Here is a 24269-nt window from a genome sequence, read left to right as displayed (position 1 = left end):
GGGGGCCCTGCGCGTAACAGTGTGCTGTCCATTACGGCCGGGGCGCCCGGGCCGTTCACCGGGTCCGTGCCCGCGGACCCCCTTCGCCGGGGGCGCGGCCGGAATCCGTGCTCGGCATCGGGGTGAATCTGCTCATGATCGTCTGTGAGCGGGGTACGTGTCGGTCACGCGATGGCAGCGGTATCGGGCCTGTACGAGCCTGTACGAGACGAGGGGCGAGAACGACATGGACAACATCTGGGCGTACGCGGCGGACTGCGGCTACGGCGAGGACCGGTCCCTGGTGGGCTTCGAGGTGGAGGCGACCGACGGGGTGGTCGGGCAGGTGGAGCGGCAGACGGACCACGACGGCATGCGGCACCTGGTCGTGGACACCGGGATGTGGGTGTTCGGGACGAGTCTCCTGATCCCCGCCGGCCTCATCACCGGCATCGACTCCGACTCCCGGCGGGTGATCGTCGGGCGGGCCCGGGAGGAGATCAAGGCGGCGCCCCGGTTCGCCAGGGACAGCGAGACGACGGACGTCGCGTACCTGTCGGAGGTGGGGAACTACTACCTGGCGCTCGACCCCGTCCCGGTCTCCTGACGGACCGCCGGGCCCCCGGGGCGGCGAACGGTTCCACGGCCACCGGGGACCGGGCCGCCCGCCGCGCCCGCGAGGGCCCGCCGCGCTCAGTGCTGTGCGAGCTCCGGATAGAGGGCGGAGAGATCCTGCGACAGGCCGGACTTGATCTGCTTGGTGATCTCGTCGGCGAGTATCTCGTGGCTTCCCTCGTCCAGCGCCTTGAGCGCGAGCCGTGCGACGTCCGCCGGGTCCGACTTGGGGACGTCGGGAAGGTGGCTGGTGAAGTCGGTGTCCATGAACGCGACGTGCAGCGCGCTCACCAGGGTGCCCTGCTCGCGCAGCGCGAGTCGCAGGGAGTTCGTCACCGACCAGGAGGCCGCCCTGGACGCCGTGTACGACGCCACGTCCGGAAAGGTCAGCCAGGACACCGCGGACAGGACATTGAGGACCGCGCCGCCGCCGTTGCGGGCAAGGATCGGAGCGAACTGCCTGGTCACGCTGAGCGTACCGAGCACGTTCGTCTCGTAGTCGTTCCGGAAGTCGGCGAGGTCGCCCTCCAGCACCGAGGCGCGCGCGTCGGTGCCCGCGTTGTTTATCAGCAGGGTGACGTCCTGCGCCTGCTCGGCGGCGGCACGGACGGAGTCCGGGTCGGTCACGTCGAGGGCGAGGGGGACGGCGCCCTCGATGGTCACCTTCTTCGGATCGCGGGCGGTCGCGTAGACCTTGCTCGCTCCCGTGTCCAGCAGAGCGCGGACGAGTTTGTCACCGAAGCCGCGGTTGCTGCCGGTAACGAGGGCCACGGAGCCGTGAACAGTCATGGGAAACCTTCTTGTGAAGGGGTCCGGGGTGCGCGCACATCACCGCGCACGCCCAAAACCGATCGGTTTTATCTCTCTCGGGCCCGAGTGTAAACCGATCGGTTTTGTGCGTCCAATGCCGAGTAGTAACCTTCCTCACATGACCGCATCACGGACCGGAGCCCGCCCCGTCCCCGGGGACGCGACCCGTGAGCGCCTGCTCGATACCGCGGCCGAGCTCTTCTACCAGGAGGGCGTGGGCATCGGGATCCAGGCGCTGGCGAAGGCCGCAGGCGTCTCCAAGCGCTCGATGTACGAGCTGTTCGCGAGCAAGGACGAGCTGCTCACCGCCGCCGTGGAACAGGCGACGCCGGGCCTGCTGGACATCCTGATCCCGCGCACCGGCGCGCCCGACGAGCCCCGCGCGCGGATCCTCCACCTCTTCGAACAGCTGGAGCGGCTCGCCACCACGCCCGGCTACCGGGGCTGCCCCTTCCTGTCCGTGCAGGTCGAGCTGAAGGACCCCGAGCACCCCGCGAGCCGCGCGGCGGCGGCGGCCAAGAACCGGATGCGCGACTTCTTCCGCGACGAGGCGGCGCGCGGCGGCGCGGCCGACCCCGAAACCCTCGCCCGGCAGTTGATCATGCTGTACGACGGCGGCGCCACGCTCGCGGGCGCGGCAGGCGAGAAGCTGGACGGCATCACCCTGACCACCGCCACCGCCCTGCTGGACGCGGCGGGGATCCACTGAGGGGCGGGCGGCGGCCCGGCGGTGAGGTGCCCTAGTTCCCGGCCAGCCAGGGTCTGACCTGGCGGCGGGCGTGGTGCAGGCGGGACTTCACCGTGCCCAGCGGGATCCCCATCCGCTCCACGATCTCCGCGTACTCCATCTGACAGATGTCGCGGTAGACCAGCGGCTCCACCAGGTGCGGGCTGTCCCGTTCCAGCCGCTCCAGCGCCTCCAGCAGGTCCACGCGGGACCCGGCGATCACACTGGTCGTCCGCGGATCGGCGCGGCCGGTCACCTCGGACGACAGGGGCATCTCGCCGGCCCGGCGCTTCAGCTCGCGGTACTTCTGCCGGGCGCAGTTGGCCACCACCGTGTAGAGCCACGTGCTGAACCGGCTGCGGCCCTCGAAGCGGTGGATGTTGCGCGAGACCTGGAGCAGCACGTCCTGCGCCGCCTCCTCCGCGTCCTCCCGGAAGAGCAGGAAGCGCCCGCACCGCCGGACGGTCTCGGGCCAGATCTCCCGCAGGAGCTGGTCCAGGGCCGCCGCGTCACCGGCCGCGGCGCGCCGCGCCAGCGCCTCGGTGTCGGGGGGCCCGCTCATGGGGTGTGCGTGCAGAGTGAAATCACCCAGGCATGATAATCACATGTCCTCATCTCAGTGGATCGGTCGATACCGCGTCGAGCGACGCCTGGGCACGGGCGCCTTCGGCGTGGTGTGGCTGGCCCACGACGACCGGCTCCAGGCGCCCGTCGCCATCAAGGTCATGGCGGAGAACTGGGCCTACCGGCTCGACATCCGGGAGCGTTTCCTGTCGGAGGCGCGGCTGCTGCGCCGCGCCGCCTCCGACGGGCTCGTCCAGGTCTTCGACATCGGCGAGCACTCCGAGGACCGGCCCTACTTCGTCATGGAGTACGCCGACCGCGGCACGCTGGAGGACCGGCTCACCGCCGGGCCGCTGCCCGTGGCGGAGGCCCTGCGGCTCACCGCGGCGGCGACCAGGGGAGCGGCGGCCCTGCACCGGGCCGGCGCCGTCCACCGGGACATCAAGCCGTCGAACGTCCTGGTCGCGACCGCCCCCGACGGCGGGGAACGGGTCCTCGTCGCGGACCTCGGCCTCGCCAAGAGCCTGGCCCAGGCGTCCGGGCTCACCCTCACCGTCGGGTCCGCCGGCTACGCCGCGCCCGAACAGCTCGACCAGAGCGACGGCATCGACGCCCGCGCCGACGTCTACAGCCTCGGCGCGCTGCTCTACCACCTGCTGACCGGGGTGGTCCCCGGCCCGCCCGGGAAGATCCTGCCGCCGGACCGGCTGCGCCCCGGGCTGCCCCCGGAGATCCGGCGGGCCGTCCTGCGCGCGCTGGAGAGCGACCGCGAGCGGCGCTGGCCGACCGCGGCGGCGTTCGCGCTCGAACTGGAACGGCTGGCCGGGCAGGCCGGGTCCGAGGCGGGTCGCCGACGCCGCCGGATCGGCCCCGCGCGGCTGGTCGCCGCGCTGACCGCCCTCGCCGTGGTCGCGCTCGGCACGGTCGCCGCCGTACGGTGGCAGGCCGATCCCGCGCCGCCCGCAGTGGAGCGCGTGAGCGACGCCACAGGCCGTATCCACGTCGACGTACCGACGGCGTGGGCAGGCCAGTTGGCCGGGTCGGGATGGACGCCCGAGGCGCTCGGCCTGCCCGACCACCACGCGGCGGGGCTGACCGTGGCCGGGGATGTGGCACGCTGGCCCGACCTCGGCAGCGGGGTCAGCGGGGTGTTCGTGGGCCTCGGCGCGGACCGCGGCCTGGTGGACCGGGTCGGTACGATCGGCCACCGCGCCTGCCGGTACGAGGGCAGCCGTACGTACACGGACGCCTCCTGGCGCGGCCGGGTACGGACGTGGTCGTCCTGCGGCACGGCCGGCCGGTCCCTGGAGGAGATCGGGCTCACACCGGTACGGGACGGCGCCCCGCAGGCGTACGTCCAGATCAGACGCGGTACGGGCGGCGACGACCCGACCGACCGGATCCTGCACAGCCTACGCGTCTCGGGGTAGGCGGGATCCGAAAGGCACGACCAGGACCCTGTACGGGGGCCGCCGGAAGTTTCCCGCGACAGCCGTGAACTTTCCGGCCGGGCCCGTCATCGAACCGGTTGTGGAGCACCACCGCACCGGGCCACAGGCGCCCGGGCACGGGGTGGTGCGGGGATGACGGTCCGGAAGGACCTCGTACGGAGAAGGAGTGACGGCAGACATGACCGAGAACGAGGAGACGTTCCCCGTACGACAGCGGTCCGCGCTCGCGCGGCACCGGCGGAGCACGCGGCTCGCGGCGGGCGGCGCCCTGGTGGTCGCGGTCGCCGCCCTGGTGACGGGCTGCGGGAGCAAGGACACCCCGGCCGCCTCGGCCCCGCACACCGTCGGCGGCGCGGCCGTCCCCGTGAGCGGCGACGCGTCGGCCACACCGACGCCCGACGCGGGAACGACCACCTCCGGCACCACCTCGACCGGCTCGGCCACGAAGACCACCGGCACCACCGGCACGCCCACGCGCGGCGGCGCCACGAGCGGATCGGCGGGCACCGAGCGCTGCCACACCTCGGAGCTCAAGGCGTCCGTCGGCCCCAACGAGCCCGGAGCGGGGCAGGAGAACTTCGCGCTCGTCCTGACCAACAAGTCCGGACACACCTGCACCGTCGACGGCTTCCCCGGGCTCGCCTTCCTCAACAAGGCCGGACAGCAGGTCTCGGTGGACCCCGAGCGCACCAGTGTGACCGGCACGCTCGTCAAGCTCGCCCCCGGCCGCAGCGCCTGGGCGCCCATGACCTTCGGGAACCCCGAGATCACCGGGGTCACGACGGTCACCCCGGCGTCGGTGCTCATCACCCCGCCCGACGAGAAGGACGCGCTGAAGGCCGCCTGGACCGGCGGCCCGGTGACCAACACCGGCAAGGCGTCCGTCCCCCGCGTCGGTGTGTTCGCGGCGGGCACCGGCGCCTGAGCCGGACCGCGACCTGAAGATGAGAAGGGCCGGGAGCGCTCGCTCCCGGCCCTTCTCACATCGCGTGGGAGATCAGGCGCGCGTCACCGCCCGCGCCGCGTTGCAGCCCTCGGTCCGCAGGGCCGGCCGGCCCGACGGCAGCGCCTCGGCGGGCCAGGAGAGCGTGACCCGCCGCGACTCACCGGGCAGCAGCCACACGTAGTTGTCGCTGTACAGCGTCGGCAGCACCCGCTCCCCGCTGGTCGCGTCCAGGAGCGACAGCCGCACCATCGCGGCCACCGCGGACCCGCGGTTGTGGACGGTCGCGGTCAGCTCGCGGCGCGCCCCCGCCTTGGTCACCCGGCCGAGGTCGGCGGAGACCTTGACGGCCTTCGCGCGGTTGAGCGCCTTCATGTCGGCGGCCTGGCGGTAGCGCCAGTACGTGTTCTCCGACAGCGTCCTGCCCCGGCTGTCCTCCAGGGTCAGCCGCAGCAGGTGGAAGTCCGGCTGGTCCGCCGACCAGGCGGCGGTGAACGCGTCCGTCGTCGTCGACGAGGACACGTCGACCCGCGCCTTGCGGGTCGCGCCGAGCTGCCGCCCCGACAGGTCGAAGTACCGCGCCGAGACCGTCGCGCCCTTCAGTGCCTCGGGCGTGTGGTTGACGGCGATGACCTGCCAGCTCTGCGGATCGGCCTGGACGTGCACGGCCTCGCACGCCGACCGCGCCCCGTAGTAGGTGCCGTTGACGTCGAAGTCGTAGTCGTACGTCTGCCACACCGTGCTGTGCCACGCCGGGTGGGACATCCACAGCATCAGGCCGCTGGCGTCCTTCCACAGGTTGGCGTTCCACGCCTCGAACATCGCGCGGGTGTTCTCGTAGTTGACGAACTGCGCCTTGCGCGCGAAGTCGTCCAGGTCGTGTGCCGTGTCGAGGCGCGTCTCGATGGCGGCCTGGTAGTTCTGCGGCGCCTGATTCCCGCGCGTGCTCCAGTCGTGGTAGAACCACGCGCCGCCGATGGGCCACTCGGGCTCGTCGCCGACCATGTTCCGCGTGCTCTCCGCCGTCGACACCACGGGCATGCCGATCTCGGTGTGGAAACCGAAGCTGCCGCTGCCGTACGTGGACGGCGAGAAGTAGCGCTCGTGCTCGACCCAGCCGTAGGGGCCGCCGCCGGTGACGATGCCGCCCGCGGAGTTGTTCTGGTAGAAGATGCCGGGCGCCTGGGACTCGACGGCGTCCCGCATCCCGTTGTCGATCGCCGCGGGCGGGTTGCCCTCGTTGGCGCCGCACCAGACGACCACGCTGGGGTGGATGCGGTAGCGCAGGACGGTGTCCCGCGCCAGGGTGTTGAACGCGTCGTGGTCCGGCGGGTCCATCGCCCAGGCGTTGGGGAAGTCGTTCCAGACGAGCAGCCCGTGCTCGTCACAACTCGCGAAGAACTCCTCGCGGTTGACCGACCCCACCCAGTTGCGGATCATCGTGAAGTTCATGTCGCGGTGCATCCGCACCGCCGCGTCCATCCGGGCGGCGGGCATGCGGCGCAGCAGCTCGTCCCAGCCCCAGTTGCCGCCCCGGCAGAAGACCCGTACCCCGTTCACGCTGATCTTCAGCGGGTCGGGAGTGTTGTCGATGGACGTGATGTCCGTCCACGTCTTCCCGTCGTCCGAGACCTGGATCGTGTACGTCTTCGGGTAGGCCGCCTCCCACACCACGACCACGCGGTTGAACGGGACCGACGAACCCAGGTCGACCTGGATCCACTGGTTGTCCTCGTAGGCCGAGGACCAACGGGACCCGGAATTGCCGTCGGTGGCGTTCGCGGCCTTGTTCGACCCGTCCTCCGACGACGCGGTGACCGCCTTGTGCAGGGCGAGGTCGGTGCCGGGAGCGGCGGTGTCGATCACCGACAGCGTCCACAGCGAGTTGCCCCAACTGGTCGCGCGGGCGCCGCCGTTGATCCGGACGTAACGACCGGTCCTGGAGGTGAAGTCGACCGTCTGGAGGCTCGCGTCGCCGCTCTGGAACGGCAGCGGTACGGCCGAGTTGTCGACGGACTTCGCGTCCGTCCAGGTCTCGCCGTCGGCGGAGACCTGCACCACGTACGTCTTCGCGTACGCCTGCTCCCAGGTGAGGTCCACCCGGTCGAAGGAGACGGACGCGCCCAGGTCGACCTGGATCCACTGGTTGTCGTCGAAGGACGAGGACCACCGGGTCGACGGGTCACCGTCGGTGGCGTGGGACGCCGGGTTCCCCGGGTCGTCCACCGACGAGGCGGTGGCCGTCTTCCCCTTGGCCAGGTCCGTACCGGGCACACTGCTGTCGAAGACCGAAAGGGTCCACAGCGAGTTGCCCCAACTCGTGGCGCGCGTCAGACACTTGATCCGGACGTACTGCGCCTTGCGGCTGCCCAGGTCGACGGACTGCGTGTACGCGTCGCTGCCCCCGGTGAAGGGCAGCTTGATCTCGAAGTCGTAGCCGAACTGGCGGATGCCGAAGCGGGTGGTGCGCCGGTCGCTCTCCGCGCCGCCGACCGACGCGACCAGGGTCAGGTCGTGCAGGTTCGGCTCGCCGTAGCCGTTCGGCCACCACAACTTCGGGTTGCGCAGCCGCAGTTGGCTGTAGTCGGCCGGGGCGAAGGTGACATCGGCCGTGGCGCCTGCGGCCACCGTGACGCTCTTGGAGACCTTCACCTTGTCGAACGAGGCGGTGACGGTGACCTGCCGGTCGGTGGAGTCGGCGTTGCGCACCGGGACGACGATCGTCACCTCGGCGCTGCTCGTGTCCGGCAGGTCGGGCAGCTTGGTGTCCACCCGGGGGTCGCCGATGACGGCGTGGCCGGTCGAGCGGAGCCGTACGTGGTTCCAGATGCCCGAGACGCGGTCACGTACGGCCGGCATCCAGTCCCAGCCCGAGGAGGCGAGGTACGTCGGCGAGTTGCGGTTCATCATGTTGGCGCCCGCGTCGACCCAGGACTCGCCGGCCGGCCCCTTGTCGCCGGGGCTGCCGGGGAAGGGCATCGGCGAGATCTTCACGGCGAGCGCCTGCTCGCCGCTCACCAGCAGGCTCGTCACGTCGTGCGCGGAGCGGGCGAAGGGGAAGGTCACCCCGCCGACCTGCTTGCCGTTGAGCCACACGTCCGCCTTGTGGTTGACGCCGTCGAACTCCAGCCAGACGTGGCGCCCCGCGCCGGTGCGCAGCCCCTTCGGCAGGCTGAAGCCGCGCCGGTACCACCAGGAGTGGCGGGACAGGGCCTCGGGGACGTGCAGGTTGTTCAGGCCGGCCACCGGGTCGGGCAGATGGCCCTGGTCGACCAGCGTCGCCAGCACGGTGCCGGGGACCGTCGCGGGCAGCCAGCGGCTCGTGTCCACCGCCGTACGCGACAGGTCGGCGCCCTCGCCACCGGCCCAGTCGTCCATGGTCAGGGTCCACCCCGACTCCAGCGGTACGGTGCCGTCGTCGGCCACCTCCAGCGCGGGGGCCTTGTGGGTGTGGGTGCCCCAGTCGGTCCAGCCGGTCGCGGCGGGGCGGTGGCCCTTGGCCGTGCCGTACACCTCGAAGCCGTTGAGGCCGAGCGGGTTGGCGTTGGAGCGCTTGCTGACCGTGAGCCGTACGTACCGGGCGAGCACCGGCTTGGCCGGCTTGATCTCCACGAGCCCGCCCTTGCCCGAGGTGACGCGCTGGACGGTGGTCCAGGTGCGCTGGTCACGGGACGTCTCGACCACGAAGTCGACCGCGTAGCTGGACAGGATCTCCTGGCCGGTGGTGTCGGTGCGCGGGTTGCCGCTCGTGGGAGGCACGAAGACCGGGTCCGCCGACGTCCCTTCGAACGTGAGCGTGATGGAGTCCACCGTGCAGTCGGCCTGGAGGTCGACGGATATCCACTGCGGGTCGCCGGCCGCGGCGCGCCAGCCGGTGCCGCGCACACCCCCGGAGTTGAGCTTGTCCACGACGAACTCGGCCGGGGTCGGCGCGTAGTCGGTGGAGGACACGGAGACTGGGCGGTAGGCGGCGAGTTCACCGCGCGCGGCGGTGGCGCCGCCGGCCGCGGAGGTCGCGGCGCGGCTGGTCCCGGGAAGCGCGACCCCGAGGCCGAGGCCCGCGAGCAGGGTCGATCCCGTGGCGACGACAGACCGACGGGAGGGGTGTGGCGACTGATTCGACATGTGCAAGACGTCCATTCCAGGTGGGCCCGCAGGAGCAGGCGACCTGGCTCAGCTCGCCTGACAACGTTGCCATAGGCTGTAATCCGCCGCCGTTTCTGTCAAGAGTCGGGGCGATTCCGACGTGATGAACCGAGGTGGTGGGCGGGGCGGGGGGTGGGTCGGCCGGTGGGTCGGCGCGAGGGACACGACGGGAAATGTGGCCGCCGACGTGACGGAGATCGCGGCGCCCGGCAGACTGCTGCCCAGGAGTTGCCGCGCGCCCGCCGGGGATCGGCCGACGTCGGCCGGACGTTGGTCGAACGCTGGCCGGGAATCGGCCGGACGTCGGCGGGGCATCGGTCGGGCATGGGGCGGGACAGCCCCGGGCGTCGGCCGGCCGCGAGGGTGCGGCGGGTGGGTGGCGTCGGTGGGCCGAGTCGGTGGGGGAAGGGCGTGGGCGGGTGCCGCTGAACGCGGTGGATCCGGAGTCGATCGGCGGCTACCGGCTGCTGGACCGGCTGGGCTCCGGGGGCATGGGCGTGGTCTATCTGGCGCGTTCGGCCTCCGGCATGCGGGTGGCGGTCAAGGTGGTGCACGCCCAACTGGCCGGGGACGAGGAGTTCCGGACCCGGTTCAAGCAGGAGATCGCCGCCGTCAAGCGGGTCAGCGGAGCCTTCACCGCGTCCGTGGTGGACGCCGATCCCGACGCCGTACAGCCCTGGATGGCGACGCTCTACATGCCGGGCCCCACGCTGTCGCACCGGGTGGGCGGGGAAGGCCCGCTGCCGCCCGCGGAGTTACGGCGGCTGGCCCTGGGGCTGGTGGAGGCGCTCGACGACATCCACCGCGCCGACGTGGTGCACCGCGACCTCAAACCGGCGAACGTGCTGATGGCGGGGGACGGGCCACGGGTCATCGACTTCGGCATCTCCCGCGCGGCCGACCACCAGTCGTACACGACGACCGGACGGGTCCTCGGCACCCCGCCGTTCATGTCGCCGGAGCAACTGAGCCGCCCCCGCGAGGTGACCGCCGCCTCGGACATCTTCTCGCTGGGCGCGCTGCTCAGCTACGCGGCCACCGGGCGGGGGCCCTTCGACGACGAGAACCCCTACCTCACGATGTACCGGGTAGTGCACGAGCGGCCCGAGCTGGACGCCGTGGCACCGCCGCTGCGCGCGATCGTCGAACGCTGCCTGGCGAAGGACCCGTCGGGGCGGCCGGGGCTGGACGACCTGGCCAAGATGCTGGAGGAGCTGCCGGAGGACGGGGGGTCCGCCCTTGCGGGCGGATTTGTCGGGGAGGCCGGTTTGTCCGTCGAGACGGCTGCCCCGACTCCTGCGCCCGCCGCGCCACCCGCCTCGCCGCGGACGGCCGATCTTGGGCATGCGCCGGCTGCTGGGTTCGCGGCGGGCGGTGGCTCTGCGGTTGCCGCTGGGCTTGGAGCTGGACTTGGGCCCGTGCCCGTTCCTGGGCCTGCGGCCGGGGTCGAGTCTGCGGCTGATGCCGCATCGGCGGTGGGTGCGGGGTCTCCGTCCGTTCCGGGGCCTGGCGCGGGTGTTGGCTCTGCGATTGAGGCCGGGCTTGCGGCTGGTCTTGGGCCCACGCCGGTTCCTGAGCCTGCGGCCGGGATCGGGTCTGTGGGCGGCGGCGGACCGGCGGCGGGTGTTGGGGCTGCGTCCGTTCCGGGGCCTGGGGCAGGTGTTGGCTCTACGGCTGGCGCTGGGCTTACAGCTGGTCCTGGGCCTGTGCCCGCCTCCGGGCTTGCGGCTGCGGTTGACGCCGGAACCGCCGGGGATGCCGGGCTTACGGCGGGCGTTGGGCCAGTGCGGGAACCTGGGTCTGCGCCCGACCCTGGGCCTGCGGCCGGGGTCGGGGTTGGGTCTGCGGGTGACGCCGGATCGGCGGCGGGTGTGGGGTTTGAGTCCGTTCCGGGGCCTGCGGCGGGCGGTGCCTCTTCGGTTGGCGCTGGGCTTGCGGCTGGTCTTGGGCCTGTGCCCGCTTCCGGGCTTGCGGCTGCGGTTGACAGCGGAACCGCCGGGGATGCGGGGCTTGCGGCGGGCGTTGGGGCTGTGCCGGAACCTGGGTCTGCCGCCGGCGGAGGGTCTGCCGTTGATGTGGGACCGGCGGCGGGTTCTGGGCCTGTGCCCGTTCCCGGGCTTGCGACCGGGGTTGGGTCCGCGGTTGGCGCCGAGCTTGCGGGGGGCTCTGGGGCTGCGCCCGGTTCTGGTTCCGAGCCCGGGCGTGCGGCGGATGCTGCGGCTGGGGCCGGGCTCGCGGCTGGCCCTGGGTCTGTGCCCCCTTCGGGCCTTGCGGCGGGTGGTGAGCCGCCGGTTGAGCTCGGGGATGCGGCTGGCGTCAGGCCCGCGGCAGACGCTGAGCCGGCGGCAGGTTCTGGGTCTGCGGTTGGAGCCGGAACGGTGGGGGGCTCTGGGCCTGCGCCCGCGCCTGCGGTCGGGATCGGGGCCGGGGCTACGGGTGGTACCGGACCGGCGGCGGGTGTTGGGGCTGCGTCCGTTCCGGGGCTCGGGGTCGGCGGTGGGTCTGCGGTTGACGCTGGGCTTGCGACTGATCTTGGGCCTGCGGCCGAGGCCGGGGTCAGGTCTGCGGGTGGCGCCGGATCGGCGGTGGGTGTTGGGGCTGCGTCCGTTTCGGGGCCTGGGGCGGGTGTTGGGGCTGCGGGTGACGCTGGGCCCGGTTCTGGGTCGGCGCCCGTTTCCGGGGTTGCGGTGGGTGGTGGGCCTTCGGTTGCGGTTGGCGTCATGTCTGCGGCGGGTTCTGGGGCTGGGGTTGGTGACGGACCGGCGGTCGGCGTCGGGGATGGGGGCGACCCCGGGGCCGGGGCGGGCGGGTCCGTGGTGGAGCCCGGGTCGGCGGGCAAGGGTGTCGGGGCCGTGGTGGACGCTGGGGTGGCGGGTAGCCCGGGAGTAGGGGCGGGGGCCGTGGGTGCGTCCGGGCCGGGGGGTGCTTCCGCGTTGGGGGGCGGGGTGCGGTCTCGGCGGGCGCTTCGGCGGCGGATCTCGCTTGCTGCCGCGGCCGCCGTCACCGTGGCCGGCCTCGGGGTCGGGGCGGCTCTGCTGACCGACGGCTCGGGCAAGGAGCCGGCCGCGTCCGGCGGCCCGCCGGCGCCGCCGGCGACGTCCGTCCCCTCGCGGGAGGCGGCCCTGCCCGCAGGGTGGAAGCCGTGGAAACTCACGCTGCCGAGCTCCAACGGCAACGCCTCCTTCGCCGCCGTCGAGGGCTGCCGGGCGCACGGGCTCGCGCTCTACTGCCACGGCGACGGCTTCACCGCCGCCCGCCTCGACGCCGCCTCGGGCAAGGTGGTCTGGCGGGTCCCGTACACCGGCGTGGGGTCGCCCGGCGCGATCGACGTACGGTCGGGGCAGGTGCTCGTGGTCGGACCGGCCTCGGGCGACGGGTTGCGGGCCGACCTGATCGTCCTGGAGCGGGAATCCGGGAAACTCCTCTGGACGAAACGGGTGGCCAACCGGGCGGCCCTGTTCTTCGGTGACGCGGTGCTGACCCACGACGACTTCTACGCCGGTTCGCTCGTGGCGCGTGACGCCGCGACCGGCGACCGGCTGTGGTCGACCCCGGTGCCCGAAGGGGCGGACTGCGAGCCCCTGGTGTCCGGCGACGTGCCGTACGCCCTGTGCTCGGTGGGCCCCGACGGCCGGCGGACGACGTTGCTGCGGCTGGACCCGGCGAAGGGCACGCCGGAGCAGGTGGCCGAGGTGAAGGGGGTCACCCACTCGACGGGCATCGTGGGCGGCGTCCTGCGCCTCCTGATGACGGCGGGCGGCCCGGAGGCGGCGTACACCTCCGTCGTGGACGTCGACGTCCGTACGGGCGGGAAGCGGACGGTGAAGCTGCCCTCGCGTCCCGAGGGCAGGCCGTCGGCGGTGGGCCGCCACGTCGTGTTCGTCCAGGAGACCGGGCGGGTCACGATGGTCGATCCGCGCACCGGTGACCAGGTGTGGAGCCGGGAGACCGGCGTGGACCTGCTGGGACCGCCGACGGCGTCCGAGCGGGAGGGCGCGCTCTACCTGTCCAGCTACACCGGGCGGTTGGTGGCGCTCGACCTGCGGACGGGGCGCAAGCGCTGGCAGACGGCCGCGATGGGGACGAGCACCTCGGGGATGCAGCAGGGGGTGGTTCCGATGCGGACGGGCGGTGCGATCGTGACGCTGGCGAACGGCTCCCTGCGCTCGGTCGACCCGCTCCGCCCGCACGCCGGGGAGTGAGCGGGCGAGGAGCGAGGGTGAGCGGGCGAGGAGTGAGCGGCGGGGGGCGGGGGAGCGAGCGGGCCGGGAGGGCGCGGACGGGCGGGGCGTGAGCGTACGGCGACGACGAGCGCCCGGCGGGAAAGCGACCGGATCGGTCGAGTCCTGAACTTGGCATGGACCTGACCATGAACCTCCACTAGGCTCCGCCTGGCACGCCTGAGAGCGCTCTCAGACGCCTGCTGTTCCACCCCCACATCTCTGGAACACAGAAGGGCCACCTCCCATGCGACGTCACACCGTCCTACGTACCGGCCTGTCCGCCCTCCTCCTGCTCGGCGCCTGGTCGGCGGCCGGGCTCGCCCCGGCCGCCGCCGCCCCCGCCGCCCCGTCCGCGCCCGCCGCCGAGGCTCCCGCCTCCGCGGGTCTGCTGTCCGCGCTCCGCAAGGACCTCGGGCTGACGGAGGAACAGGCCACCGCGCGCCTCGCCGCCGAGAGGACGGCGACGGCCGTCGACGCGCGGGCGCGCCGCGCGGCGGGATCCTCCTACGGAGGCTCGTGGTTCGACCCGGCCGACGGCATCCTGACCGTCGCGCTCGCCGGTGACGGGAAGGCCGCCGCCGTACGGGCCACCGGGGCGGCCGTCCGCCTGGTGCGCCACAGCGAGCGGCAGCTCGACGCGGCGAAGAAGCGGATCGACGCGCTCTCCGCGCCGGCCGGTGTCAGCAGCTGGCAGGTCGACCCCAGGACCAACCGGGTCGTCGTGAACGTGGTCGCCGAGCACGCGGACGACAACGATGTCCGCGCCTTTGTCGCGAAGGCGCTCACGACCGGGCCCGTCACGGTCGAGGAGACCGCCGAGGCGCCCCGTACGACGGCCGCGGGCACGGTCGGCGGCGACCCGTACTACACCGGCAACGTCCGCTGTTCCATCGGCTTCTCCGTGTACGGCGGGTTCGTGACGGCCGGTCACTGCGGCGGCACGGGCGCCGCGGTGTACGGCTGGGACCGCTCGTACATCGGCAACTTCCAGGGATCGACGTTCCCCGGCAACGACTACGCGTGGGTGAACGTCGGCAGCGGCTGGTGGACCGTCCCGGTGGTCCTCGGCTGGGGCACGGTCTCCGACCAGCTGGTCCGGGGCTCCAACGAGGCGCCGGTCGGCGCGTCGATCTGCCGGTCGGGCTCCACGACACACTGGCGCTGCGGTGTCATCCAGGGCAAGAACATCACCGTCAACTACAGCCAGGGCGCGGTGTACGCGATGACCGGGACGAGCGTCTGCGTCGAGGGCGGTGACTCGGGAGGCTCGTACATCAGCGGCGACCAGGCCCAGGGCATCACCTCGGGCGGTTCGGGCAACTGCACCAGCGGCGGCCAGTCGTTCTACCAGCCGATCAATCCGGTGCTGAGCCGGTACGGGCTGACCCTGCACACGGCCTGACGGATGCGGGCGGTCGGGCCCCGGTGGACAATGGGGATCATGACCGAATCGGTGCCGAACCAGCCAAAGATGATCACACCGGCGGGCCACGTCGAGCCGGTTCCCCGGCGCATCCGGGGCTTCCTGGGCGGGCGCGCCGTCGTGGACACCCTGCGGGCGCGGTACGTGTGGGAGTGGCCCGGCTATCCGCAGTACTCGGTCCCCGTCGCCGACCTGGTCGACTGCGAGCTGGTGGACGAGGACCGCGTACTCAAGCTCGCCCCCGGTCCCGCGCGCCGCCAGGGGCTGAAGGCGGGGGAGACCGTGGTGCCCGACGCGGGGTGGCTGTGGGCGGAGGGGGCGTCGGAGGGCCTGGAGGGGACGGTCAGGTTCCGGTGGGAGGCGCTCGACGCGTGGTACGAGGAGGACGAGCAGGTCTTCGTCCACCCGAGGAGCCCGTACACCCGGGTCGACGCCCTGCGCTCCGGGCGTGAGATCCGGGTCGAGCTGGACGGGGTCGTGCTGGCCGAGGCGGACTCCTCCGTCATGGTGTTCGAGACGGGCCTGCCCACCCGCTACTACCTCGACCGGCTGAACGTCGACTTCACCCTCCTGCTGCCCACGGACACGGTGACCTCCTGCCCGTACAAGGGGAAGACGAGCGGCTACTGGTCGGTCGAGACCCCCGCGGGTGTCCACGACGACGTGGTGTGGGCGTACGACTTCCCGACGCGTCAGCTCACGCCGATCGCCGGGCTGGTCGCCTTCTACAACGAGCGGGTCGACCTGTACCTGGACGGCGAACTCCAGCCGCGGCCGCCGACGCTCACCCGGGCGACGCACGAGGCGTCCAGCGGGCGGGGGAGCAGCGAGTAGGTTCCGTCCGGGGCGTCGTGCCGCCCGCGCGCCGCGCGCCGAAGTCCCGCCGCCCGGGGTCCGGGCGGCGGGACTCACACGTGTCGGCGGTGTCCGCCGGGCGTTACGGGTGGTGCCGCGGGGATGACAGGTGTTACGGGACGAGCCGGAGGAGCTTGTTCGGCGAGCCCGTGCCTATGCCGGTCAGGACGTTGGACGTCGCGCCGTTCACCAGCGCGGCGGCCACGGTCGCCGGCGAGGCGCCCGGGTGGTTGGTCAGGTAGATCGCGGCCGCGCCCGCGACGTGCGGGGCGGCGAACGAGGTGCCGTCACCGGTGTAGGTGGCGGTGTCGGAGGAGTTCCAGCCCGCCGTGATCGCGGAGCCGGGGGCGAAGATGTCCACGGCCGAGCCGTAGTTGGAGTACGAGGCCCTCGCGTCCGTCCTGGTGGTGGCGCCGACCGTGAGGGCGGCGGGCACCCGGGCGGGGGAGGAGTTGGTGGCCGGCACGTTGGCGTTGCCCGCCGCGACGGCCCACGTCACGCCCGAGGCGATCGAGTTCTTCACCGCGTTGTCGAGGGCGGTGCTGACGCCGCCGCCGAGCGAGGCGTTCGCGACGGAGGACGCCACGTGGTTGGCGGTGATCCAGTCCACGCCCGCGATGACGCCGGCCGTGGTGCCGGAACCGTCGTTGCCGAGGACCCGGACCGCGACGATCTTCGCCTTCTTGGCCACGCCGTAGGTGGAGCCCGCGACGGTGGTGGCGACGTGCGTGCCGTGGCCGTAACCGTCCTGCGCGGTGGCGTCGTTGTCGATGAAGTCGTATCCGTAGGAGGCGCGGCCCGCGATCTGCTGGTGGGTGATGCGCACGCCCGTGTCCAGGACGTAGACGGTCGTGTTGGCGCCCGCGGAATCCGGGTAGGTGTACGTGCCGTTCAGCGGGAGGTTCGCCTGGTCGATGCGGTCCAGGCCCCAGGGGGCGTTGGTCTGCGTGGCCGTCGCGTAGACCTTCTGGTCCTGCTCGACCGACTCGACGGCGGGGTCCGCGGCCAGCCGCGCCGCCTCGGTGCCGCTGAGCGTGGCGGCGTACCCGTTGAGCGCGGAGGAGTACGTCCGCTTCACCTTGCCGCCGTACTCGGCGATGAGCTGCTTGCCCTGGGTGGCCCGCGCCGAGAAACCGGCCGTCTTCTTGAGCGTGACGATGTAGCTGCCGCTGACGGCGTCGGCGGCGCCGGCGTGCAGGACTCTGCCTTCGGCCGGGGCGGCCTGGGCCGGCAGGGCCGTGCCCGCTCCGATGATCGCGACCACGGTCGCCGCGGTGGCGATCGCGGTGGCGAAGCGCCGCTTGTTCGTACGCACTGCTGACATGGGGGGTCCTTCGCGTCAGTGGCGCGAGCTGGTGTGCGCGCCTCAAGTGGGGTGTGGGGTACGGGTGTTCGTACGCCGCCCAGTGACGATGCACCGGCCCGGTCCGGCGGGACAACGGTTTCCGGGAGATGACATGACCCCGACATGGGGCGTTACGTTCTGTCCGTACGCCGTCACGATTCGGCAATCCGGCGCAGCGTCCCGATGATCTTCCCGTTACAAGTCGCCCGGCACGCGGGCGCGTCGAGTGGGGATTGTGCCGGACGCCGGTGCGGAGTTACCGTTCACGCAGGTTATGAGAGTCAGCGACAAGCCCTGGGTTTGCTGACCGGCAACCCTCCTGACGCGGCGGGGTGCTCCAGGTGACGACCCGGCGGAGCCAATGACGGCAGCGCAAGCGCGAGAGCTCGGACCGGCACGACCGGTCGAGGCGGAGGTGAAGGCAGTGCGAGGACGCTCCGGCACGCGTACGGCCTTCGCCGTCACGAGCCACCCCCGCGCCGTCGGCATGTTCTCCCGGCGCCACATCGATCTCCAGCGTGTCGCCGGCGCCCTGTGTCCGGGTCACGTGAACGCCGCGCCGCGGCACACCCCGTAGCGGCACCTTCTCCGCCGCACGGCCCCGACGTACAGCGCCCTCCGACGCACGTCCGCCGACACTTCCGCCCGGGAACGGACCCGGCGCGGAAGGCACTCGGCATGTCCAGGAGCTCTCCCGGCCAGGGGAGTTCCGCGTCCACGTGACCTCGAATCCACGAGATTTCCGAGCGGGAAGCGATACCGCCATGCCTTCAGCACCCTCACCCCTCCATCTCGCCGTCGCCCTCGACGCGGCGGGCTGGCATCCCGCCGCCTGGCGCGAGCCGGGCGCCCGGCCCCGCGAACTGTTCACCGCGCGGTACTGGACCGACCTGGTGACCGAGGCCGAGCGGGGCCTGCTGGACTTCGTGACCATCGAGGACTCCCTGAGCCTCCAGTCCTCGTCCTTCGCCGGTCCCGACGGCCGTACCGATCAGGTACGGGGCCGGCTCGACGCCCTGCTGGTCGCCGCCCGGGTCGCGCCCCTGACCCGGCACATCGGGCTGATCCCCACCGCCGTCGTCACCCACACCGAGCCGTTCCACGTCTCGAAGGCCGTCGCCACCCTGGACTTCGTCAGCACCGGACGGGCCGGCGTCCAGGTCAAGGTGTCCGGACGCGCCGACGAGGCCCCGCACTTCGGCCGCAGGCCCGCGATCCGGTTCCGTCCCGACGAGCTGGACTCGCCCGCGGGCCTGGCCGCGCTCAAGGAGCTGTTCGACGAGGCGGGCGACTACGTCGAGGTGCTGCGCCGGCTCTGGGACAGCTGGGAGGACGACGCCGAGATCCGCGACGCCGCCACCGGCCGGTTCATCGACCGCGACAAGCTCCACTACATCGACTTCACGGGCGAGCGGTTCAGCGTCAAGGGCCCCTCCATCACCCCGCGCCCGCCGCAGGGACAGCCGGTCGTCACCGCCCTCGCCCACCGTGAAGAACCGTTCCGCCTGGTCGCGGCCTCCGCGGACGTCGGCTTCGTCACCCCGCAGGACACCGCCGACACCCGGGCGATCCTGGCCCGGATCCGGGCGGCGCAGGCCACCGCGGGCCGCGCCGACGAGACGGTCCACGTCTTCGGCGACCTGGTCGTCCTTCTCGACGACGAACCCGGCGCCGCCGCCGACCGCAGGGCGCGCCTGGAGGAGCGCGCGGGCGCCCCGTACACCAGCGACGCCCGGGTCTTCGCCGGTACGCCCGCCGAGCTGGCCGACCTGCTCCTCGAAGGCCAGGAGGCCGGGCTGACCGGCTTCCGCCTGCGGCCCGCCGTCCTGCCGCACGACCTGGAGCGGATCACCCGGGGCCTGGTGCCGGAACTCCAGCGGCGCGGAGCGTTCCGTACCGCCTACGAGGCGGCCACCCTGCGCGGCCTGCTCGGCCTGCCCCGGCCCGCGAACCGGTACGCCGCGCTCTGAGCGCGCCCCGGCCTCGCCCGCTCCGAAGAGAGCTCCGAAGACACGTGAGGACACACCCCGCATGAGCAAGCCCGTCAAGCAGATCCACCTCGCCGCCCACTTCCCCGGCGTGAACAACAGCACGGTGTGGAGCGACCCCGCCGCCGGCAGCCAGATCGACTTCAGCTCCTTCGTGCACCTCGCCAGGACGGCGGAGCGCGCCAAGTTCGACTTCCTGTTCCTCGCCGAGGGGCTGCGGCTGCGCGAGCAGAACGGGGAGATCTACGACCTCGACGTCGTCGGCCGCCCCGACACCTTCACCGTCCTGACCGCCCTGGCCGCCGTCACCGACAAGCTCGGACTCGCCGGGACGATCAACTCCACCTTCAACGAACCGTACGAAGTGGCCCGGCAGTTCGCCACGCTCGACCACCTCTCCGCGGGCCGGGCCGCCTGGAACGTGGTCACCTCCTGGGACGAGTTCACCGGACAGAACTTCCGGCGCGGCGGCTTCCTGGCCCAGGAGGACCGCTACCTGCGCGCCCGGCAGTTCCTCGCCGCCACGTGGGAGCTGTTCGACTCCTGGCGCGGCGACGAGATCACCGCCGACCAGGACACCGGGGTCTTCCTCACCGATCCCGCGCCCGGCCGCTTCGACCACCACGTCGACCAGTTCGACATCAGCGGCCACTTCAACGTGCCCCGCAGCCCCCAGGGCCGCCCCGTCATCTTCCAGGCGGGTGACTCCGAGGAGGGCAGGGAGTTCGCGGCCTCGGGCGCGGACGCCATCTTCACCCGCCACGGCACCCTGGAGGACGGCCAGGCGTTCTACGCCGACGTCAAGCGGCGCCTCGCCCGGTACGGCCGCGCCCCCGACGAGCTGAAGATCCTGCCCGGCGTCACCTTCGTGCTCGGCGACACCGACGCCGACGCCCGGGAGAAGGCGGACGTCATCCGCCACCAGCAGGTCAGCGGCCCCACCGCGATCAAGCTGCTCGAACAGCTCTGGAACCGCGACCTGAGCGCGTACGACCCGGACGGTCCGCTGCCCGACGTCGACCCGCTCGTCGGCGAGAACACCGTCGCCCGCGGCCGGGCCTCCGTACGGATGCACCGCGACCCGACCGCCACCGCCGCCCGCTGGCGCGCCCTGGCCGAGGAGAAGCACCTCTCGATCCGGGAGCTGATCATCGCCGTCACCGGACGGCAGTCCTTCATCGGCACCCCGGCCACCGTCGCCGACGCGCTCGACCACTTCGTCCAGTCCGACGCGAGCGACGGATTCATCCTCACCCCGCACCTGACCCCCGGCGGCCTGGACGACTTCGCCGACACCGTCGTACCCCTGCTCCAGGAGAAGGGCGTCTTCCGGACCGAGTACGAAGGCGACACCCTGCGCGAGCACCTGGGGCTCGGCGCGGCCCGTGCGGTACGGGACGACCGGGCCGGAGCCGCCGACAGGAAGGCCGCGTCATGAAGTTCCTCGCCATCACCCTGATCGTGCACGCGCCCGACCCGGTCACCGGGGTCAGGAAGTCGACCCACGAACGCTTCCGGGAGGTGATCGACAACGCCCTGCTCGCCGAGGAACTGGGCTTCGACGGCTTCGGCGTGGGGGAGCGCCACGAGCGCCCCTTCATCTCCTCGTCGCCCCCCGTCGTCCTGAGCCACCTCGCCGCGCTCACCCGGCGGATCCGGCTGTTCACGGCGGTCACCACCCTGAGCCTGCTCGACCCCGTCCGGGCGTACGAGGACTACGCGACGCTCGACCACCTGTCGAACGGCCGCCTCGAACTGATCATCGGCAAGGGCAACGGGGCCGCCCAGCGCGAGCTGTACCACGTCACCCCCGAGGACCAGTGGGAGCGCAACGCCGAGTCGTACGAACTGTTCCGGCGGATCTGGCGCGACGACAAGGTCACCGCCTCGCCCGTGTTCCGCGGCGCGTTGAAGGACGCCGAGGTCTGGCCGCGGCCCTACCAGCACCCCGTCCGCGTCTGGCACGGCAGCGCGACCAGCCGGGAATCGGTGGACCTCGCCGCCCGCTACGGCGACCCGCTGTTCTCCGCCAACGTGACCAACCCGATCGAGCCGTACGCCGAACTGGTCCGCCACTACCGCGAGCGGTGGGAGCACTACGGCCACGACCCGGCGCTCGCCACCGTCGGCGCCGGCTCGGCCGGGTTCTACGCGGCCCGCACCTCGCAGGAGGCCCTGGCGGCCTACCGGCCCGTCTTCGAGGGGCAGTTGGCGTTCCAGAAGCGGCTCGGACTTGAACCGGTCTTCCCCACCCTGGAGGACTTCGTCGCCCGCAGCTCCGCCCTCGTCGGCAGCCCCCAGCAGATCATCGAGAAGGTGTACCGCTACCACGAGCGGTTCGGCCACAGCGTGCTGCACCTCCAGGCCGACGCGTCCGGCCTCACCACGGCCCAGCACCGGGCGAGCCTGGAACTGTTCCAGGCCGAGGTCGCCCCCACCCTGCGCCGTGACCTCCCCGACCCGCCCTGGACCTGGGGACCGGTCGCGCCCGCCGACGACAACGCGGCCGGCGAGGGCCCGGCGCCCACGGACCCGTCCGCCACCGGCACGCACGACACCGCCGCGCCCGTACCCGCCCCGCGCTGAAAGGAGCGATCATCATGGCCTCCCCCCGCACGCCCCTGGCGGTCCTGGACCTCGTCCCGATCTCCTCGGGGTCCACCGCCGCCCAGGCGCTGCGCAACAGCGTCGACCTCGCCCGGCACGCCGAACGCCTCGGCTACGCCCGCTACTGGTTCGCCGAGCACCACCTCAACCCCGGGGTCGCGGGCACCTCCCCGGCCGTCCTCCTCGCCCTCACCGCCGCCGCGACCTCCACCATCCGGCTCGGGTCGGGCGCCGTCCAGCTCGGGCACCGCACCGCCCTGTCCGCCGTCGAGGAGTTCGGACTGCTCGACGCCGTCCACCCGGGGCGCTTCGACCTCGGCCTCGGCCGCTCCGGCGGCAGAGGCGCCCTCCCCGGCAAGGACGTCCCGCCGGCCGGCGCGACCCCCGTCGTCGACGGCCGCACTCCCGGCGGGCTGCGGATCCCCGCCCCGTTCTCCTTCGAACACCTCCTGCGCTCCCCGCTCTTCGCCCTGCACCGGAGGCTGCTCCAGCAGCCGGGCGCCGAATCCCAGCCGTACGACGAGCAGATAGCCGACATCCTCGCCCTGCTCGGCGGCACCTACACCACGGACGGCGGCGTCGAGGCGCACGTCGTGCCCGGCGAGGGCGCCGATCTCCAGGTCTGGATCCTCGGCTCCAGCGCGGGCGTCAGCGCGCAGGCCGCGGGCGCCAACGGCCTGCGGTTCGCGGCGAATTACCACGTCAGCCCGTCCAGCGTGCTGGACGCGACCGAGGGCTACCGCGCCGCGTTCAAGCCCTCCGCAGAACTGGACCGGCCCTACGTCAGCGTCTCCGCCGACGTCGTCGTCGCCGAGGACGAGGCGACCGCGCGTGAACGCGCGACGGGCTACGGCCTGTGGGTGCGGAGCATCCGCAGCGGGGAGGGCGCCATCCCGTTCCCGACACCCGACGAGGCCCGGGCCCATGTGTGGTCCGACGCGGACAGGGCCCTGGTCGCCGACCGGCTCGAAACCCAGTTCGTGGGATCGCCGCGGCAGGTCGCCGACCAGCTGGAGATCCTGCGCGACGCCACCGGGGCCGACGAGTTGATCGTCACCACCCTCACCCACGACCACGCGGACCGGGTCCGCAGCTACGAGCTGCTGGCCGGCGAATGGGGCCGACGATGAGCATCAGCCGTACACCCTGCCTCGAACAGCGCCCGGAGCGCCCCAGCCTGCGCCCGGCCGACCTGCGGAAGGTCTTCGGGACCTTCCCCACCGGCGTCACGGCCGTCGCGGCGCTCGTGGACGGCCGGCCGGTGGGCCTCGCCGCCAGCTCGTTCACGTCCGTGTCCCTCGACCCGCCGCTGATCTCGGTGTGCGTCGCCCACAGCTCCACCACCTGGCCGGTGCTGCGTGACCGGGCGCGGCTCGGGGTCTCCGTGCTCGGCGCCCACCAGGAACGGGCCTGCCGACGGCTCGCCGCCCGCGACGGCGACCGGTTCGCCGGCCTCGACTGGCGTGCCACGCCCGACGGGGCGGTGCTGGTCGACGACGCGAGCGCGTGGTTCGACTGCACCGTGGAGCGGCACGTCGAAGCCGGTGACCACGACATCGTCCTGCTCCGGATCCACGAGCTGGACGCCGACCACCGGGTGCCCCCGCTGGTCTTCCACGCCGGGGGATTCCGGCGCCTAGAGGAGAACGTGAGGGAATCGCTGTGACGGTCCAGGACCACTACCAGGCCGACCGGGCGGGCTTCGCCGAGGAGTGGCGCCGGTGGCGCGACGACCACGAGCGGCGCCTCGCGGACCCGCACGGCTTCCTCGCCGTCACGAGCCTGCGCTGGCTCGACGCCGAGCCGGCCCGGTTCCCCGACGCCCCCGGCGCCTGGTCCGCCACGGCGGACGGCGTGCAGGTCCGGCTGGACGAGGGCGAGGAACTGACCGTCGACGGCGTGGCCGTCCACGGCACGTACCGCTTCGGGATCCTCGCCGAGCGCGCCAGCGTGTACGCGGGGGCGGGCGACGCGGTGATCGAGGTCGCCAAGCGCGGCGGCCACCACATCGTGCGCCCCCGCCACCCCGACAGCGCGCTGCTCGCCGCCCACGTGCCCGCCCCGGCGTACGAACCCGACCCGCGCTGGGTCCGTACCGGGCGCTACCTGCCGTACGGGACTCCCCGCGCGGTGACGGTGGGGGCGGCGGTGGAAGGGCTCCAGCACGTGTACGACGCGCCGGGACAGGTCGAGTTCGAGGTGGACGGCGCGACGCACCGGCTGACCGCCTTCAACGGCAGCGCCCCCGGCAGCCTGTTGGTGCTCTTCACCGACGCCACGTCCGGTGTCACGACCTACGCGGCGAACCGGACCCTGGCCGTCGGGGCCCCCGACGCCGAGGGCCGGGTGCGCCTCGACTTCAACCGGGCGACGAACCTGCCCTGCGCGTACACCGACCTGGCCACGTGCCCGCTGCCCCCGGCGGAGAACCGCCTGCCGGTCGCGGTCGAGGCAGGCGAGAAGATCCCCCACGAACGGCTCGGCGCGCGGTAGGCCCCAGGACGCGGGTACTCCAGGACGGGCCTCACCCTCCCCGAGGGCGGGGCCCGTTCGCGGCCGGCCCCGCGACCTCACCCGAACAGTCGTGCCGGAC

The 24269-nt window shown here is 72.8% G+C and carries 18 protein-coding genes, 1 pseudogene and 1 riboswitch; of the genes and pseudogenes, 15 read left to right on the top strand and 4 right to left on the bottom strand.

What is annotated here, in order from left to right:
• Positions 1-226 precede the first annotated feature (226 nt).
• Positions 227-586 (top strand): PRC-barrel domain containing protein, encoded by a 360-nt coding sequence (locus HA039_RS01700; RefSeq protein ID WP_167022691.1) that lies wholly within the window; start codon positions 227-229, stop codon positions 584-586.
• A gap of 86 nt (positions 587-672) precedes the next feature.
• On the opposite strand, the gene HA039_RS01695 is transcribed toward HA039_RS01700, so the two are convergent.
• On the bottom strand, positions 673-1383 hold the full coding sequence (locus HA039_RS01695; protein WP_167022688.1) for an SDR family oxidoreductase: 711 nt from the start codon (positions 1381-1383) through the stop codon (positions 673-675).
• A 139-nt stretch (positions 1384-1522) separates the two neighbouring features.
• On the opposite strand from HA039_RS01695, the gene HA039_RS01690 reads away from it, so the two are divergent.
• Positions 1523-2113, top strand: a complete 591-nt coding sequence (locus HA039_RS01690) for a TetR/AcrR family transcriptional regulator (protein WP_167022685.1) — start codon at positions 1523-1525, stop codon at positions 2111-2113.
• 31 nt (positions 2114-2144) lie between these two features.
• On the opposite strand, the gene HA039_RS01685 is transcribed toward HA039_RS01690, so the two are convergent.
• Complete coding sequence (locus HA039_RS01685) at positions 2145-2693, bottom strand: RNA polymerase sigma factor (protein WP_167022682.1); 549 nt, start codon at positions 2691-2693, stop codon at positions 2145-2147.
• Between the two features lie 43 nt (positions 2694-2736).
• On the opposite strand from HA039_RS01685, the gene HA039_RS01680 reads away from it, so the two are divergent.
• Both HA039_RS01680 and HA039_RS01675 read left to right on the top strand, forming a co-directional pair.
• Complete coding sequence (locus HA039_RS01680; RefSeq protein WP_167022679.1) at positions 2737-4125, top strand: serine/threonine-protein kinase; 1389 nt, start codon at positions 2737-2739, stop codon at positions 4123-4125.
• Positions 4126-4324: 199 nt separating this feature from the next.
• Positions 4325-5071 carry a DUF4232 domain-containing protein gene (locus HA039_RS01675; protein ID WP_167022676.1) on the top strand — a complete coding sequence of 249 codons (747 nt, stop codon included), beginning with the start codon at positions 4325-4327 and terminating at the stop codon, positions 5069-5071.
• A 72-nt stretch (positions 5072-5143) separates the two neighbouring features.
• Here the strand turns inward: HA039_RS01675 and HA039_RS01670 are convergent, their stop codons facing one another.
• Entirely contained in the window at positions 5144-9214 is a 4071-nt protein-coding gene (locus HA039_RS01670; RefSeq protein WP_167022673.1) for a discoidin domain-containing protein, read from the bottom strand.
• Positions 9215-9726: 512 nt separating this feature from the next.
• Between HA039_RS01670 and HA039_RS33730 the strand changes: the two are divergent.
• The 4 genes and pseudogenes from HA039_RS33730 to HA039_RS01655 form a co-directional block, all read left to right on the top strand.
• Positions 9727-10590 (top strand): annotated as a pseudogene (locus HA039_RS33730) (serine/threonine-protein kinase); the annotation flags it as partial.
• Between the two features lie 1590 nt (positions 10591-12180).
• Positions 12181-13437 carry an outer membrane protein assembly factor BamB family protein gene (locus HA039_RS33725; protein ID WP_243869970.1) on the top strand — a complete coding sequence of 419 codons (1257 nt, stop codon included), beginning with the start codon at positions 12181-12183 and terminating at the stop codon, positions 13435-13437.
• Between the two features lie 265 nt (positions 13438-13702).
• Positions 13703-14860 carry a S1 family peptidase gene (locus tag HA039_RS01660; protein ID WP_167022667.1) on the top strand — a complete coding sequence of 386 codons (1158 nt, stop codon included), beginning with the start codon at positions 13703-13705 and terminating at the stop codon, positions 14858-14860.
• Positions 14861-14899: 39 nt separating this feature from the next.
• Positions 14900-15715 carry a DUF427 domain-containing protein gene (locus tag HA039_RS01655; protein WP_243869018.1) on the top strand — a complete coding sequence of 272 codons (816 nt, stop codon included), beginning with the start codon at positions 14900-14902 and terminating at the stop codon, positions 15713-15715.
• Between the two features lie 133 nt (positions 15716-15848).
• Here HA039_RS01655 and HA039_RS34300 read toward each other — a convergent pair whose 3' ends face one another.
• Positions 15849-17060, bottom strand: a complete 1212-nt coding sequence (locus HA039_RS34300) for a S8 family peptidase (RefSeq protein WP_167022661.1) — start codon at positions 17058-17060, stop codon at positions 15849-15851.
• 291 nt (positions 17061-17351) lie between these two features.
• Positions 17352-17466, top strand: a riboswitch (SAM riboswitch).
• 39 nt (positions 17467-17505) lie between these two features.
• On the opposite strand from HA039_RS34300, the gene HA039_RS01645 reads away from it, so the two are divergent.
• The 7 genes from HA039_RS01645 (at position 17506) to HA039_RS01615 (ending at position 24169) form a co-directional block, all read left to right on the top strand.
• Positions 17506-17658, top strand: coding sequence for a putative leader peptide (locus HA039_RS01645; protein WP_167022658.1), 153 nt, complete (start codon positions 17506-17508; stop codon positions 17656-17658).
• A 187-nt stretch (positions 17659-17845) separates the two neighbouring features.
• Positions 17846-19051, top strand: a complete 1206-nt coding sequence (locus tag HA039_RS01640; protein WP_167022655.1) for an LLM class flavin-dependent oxidoreductase — start codon at positions 17846-17848, stop codon at positions 19049-19051.
• 61 nt (positions 19052-19112) lie between these two features.
• Complete coding sequence (locus tag HA039_RS01635) at positions 19113-20507, top strand: NtaA/DmoA family FMN-dependent monooxygenase (RefSeq protein WP_167022653.1); 1395 nt, start codon at positions 19113-19115, stop codon at positions 20505-20507.
• Positions 20504-21655 (top strand): LLM class flavin-dependent oxidoreductase, encoded by a 1152-nt coding sequence (locus tag HA039_RS01630; RefSeq protein WP_167022650.1) that lies wholly within the window; start codon positions 20504-20506, stop codon positions 21653-21655. The genes HA039_RS01635 and HA039_RS01630 overlap by 4 nt, the downstream gene beginning before the upstream one ends.
• A 14-nt stretch (positions 21656-21669) precedes the next feature.
• On the top strand, positions 21670-22806 hold the full coding sequence (locus HA039_RS01625) for an LLM class flavin-dependent oxidoreductase (protein WP_167022647.1): 1137 nt from the start codon (positions 21670-21672) through the stop codon (positions 22804-22806).
• A complete protein-coding gene (locus HA039_RS01620) occupies positions 22803-23342 on the top strand; it encodes a flavin reductase family protein (protein ID WP_167022644.1) in 540 nt (179 codons plus the stop codon). The genes HA039_RS01625 and HA039_RS01620 overlap by 4 nt, the downstream gene beginning before the upstream one ends.
• The gene (locus HA039_RS01615) at positions 23339-24169 is read left to right on the top strand and encodes a DUF1684 domain-containing protein (RefSeq protein WP_167022641.1); all 831 of its coding nucleotides are present in this window, start codon (positions 23339-23341) and stop codon (positions 24167-24169) included. Before HA039_RS01620 ends, HA039_RS01615 begins: the two co-directional genes overlap by 4 nt.
• Positions 24170-24269 lie beyond the last annotated feature (100 nt).

This window comes from Streptomyces liangshanensis, assembly GCF_011694815.1.
Lineage (GTDB): Bacteria > Actinomycetota > Actinomycetes > Streptomycetales > Streptomycetaceae > Streptomyces > Streptomyces liangshanensis.
The sequence above is the reverse complement of the archived record's forward strand: the minus strand, read 5'-3'. Positions and strand labels throughout refer to the sequence as shown.